1 protein-coding gene is annotated in these 1666 nt (G+C 75.7%); it reads left to right on the plus strand.

Annotated elements, in window-relative coordinates:
- A partial coding sequence (locus tag B9G38_RS17045; RefSeq protein WP_086221156.1) for an excinuclease ABC subunit C occupies positions 1-1421 on the plus strand: 1421 nt, incomplete at its 5' end.
- Positions 1422-1666 lie beyond the last annotated feature (245 nt).

Consider the following 1666-nt stretch of genomic DNA (forward strand, 5'->3'; position numbering starts at 1 on the left):
GCCCGTTCACCGACGTGGGGCGCGTCGAGACCGTGGTGAAGGCGGTCCGCGACGAGTACCGGCTGCGCGGCTGCTCGGACCACAAGTACGAGGGGCGAGACCGCCCCTGCCTCGACTACGAGATGGGGATCTGCTCGGCGCCCTGTACCGGGGAGATCGCCGCCGAGGACTACGCCGAGGACGTGGCCGCCGCGCGGCGCTTCTTCGAGGGGGAGACCGGCGTCCTCGCGGACCCCCTCCGGCGCCGGATGGAGGCGGCGGCCGAGGCGAACGAGTTCGAGCGCGCCGCGAACCTCCGCGACCGCCTCGAAGCGGTCGAGGCGTTCCACGGCGAGGGCGGCGAGGCCGTCAGCGACCGGAGCGACGACCGCACCGTCGACGTGCTCGCGGCCGCCGTCGAGGGCGACGCCGCGCGGGTCGCCCGGCTCCACAGCGAGCGCGGCCAGCTCGTCGACCGGAGCCGACACCGGTTGGACGCGGCGGCGGTGGAGGAAGGGTCGACCGGCGACGGGGCGACGACGGACGAGGCGGACCCCGTCGACCCCGACGCCAACACCCCCGCCGCCGTCCTCGCGGCGTTCCTCGCGCAGTACTACGCCGAGCGGGAGTTCCCGGACGCGGTGCTGCTCGCCGAGCGGCCCGCCGACCCCGACGTGGTCGACTGGCTGGAGGGCGAGGGGGTCGCGGTCCGCGTGCCGGGCGCCGGCCGCGAGGCGAAGCTCGTCGAGCTCGCCCTCAAGAACGCCCGGAAGCGCGGCGGGCGCGACGACCCCGTGGGCGCGCTCGGCGACCGGCTCGGAATCGACCGTCCCGACCGGATCGAGGGGTTCGACGTGAGCCACGCGCAGGGGACCGCCGTCGTCGGCTCCGACGTGTGCTTCGTCGATGGGAGCGCGGAGACGGCCGACTACCGGCGGAAGAAGCTCACCGACCGCAACGACGACTACGCCAACATGCGCGAGCTGGTCCGGTGGCGCGCCGAGCGCGCGCTCGACGGCTCGGACGACCGGCCCGACCCCGACCTCCTCCTCATCGACGGCGGCGAGGGGCAGCTGGGCGCCGCCCGCGACGCGCTCGCGGAGACGGGGTGGGACGCCCCCGTCGTCGCGCTCGCGAAGGCGGAGGAGCTGGTCGTCACCCCGACCGGCACCCGGCGGTGGTCCGACGACGCGCCCGAGCTCCACCTGCTCCAGCGCGTGCGCGACGAGGCGCACCGCTTCGCCGTCTCCTACCACCAGACCGTTCGCGACGAGGTGGCGACCGTCCTCGACGACGTGCCCGGCGTCGGCCCCCAGACGCGCCGCCGCCTCCTGCGCCGCTTCGGTTCGGTCGAGAACGTCCGCGACGCCTCCCGCGACGACCTCACCGACGTCGACGGCGTCGGCGACGCGACCGCCGACACGCTGCGCGAACGTTTATAAATAGAGACGCGGCGGCGCGTGCCTCCGAGTGGCCGCCCTCGGCGGCCGCGAGGAGCACGCGCGAGGGACGCCGCGAGCGACGGGGGCGACCGAAGGGAGCCCCGAGCGAGCGGCGAGGCTGGGGAGGTGTGAGGCGCGGTTGCGGTGCGGTCGGGGCGGGACTCAAAGGGGCAGTCGCCGGCGGCTTCGCCGCCGGCTGCCCGTGGCGCGTCGCGCGTCTTCGTCCTCCCGGCTGGGGCTTTGGA

The organism is Halorubrum sp. SD612, assembly GCF_002135005.1.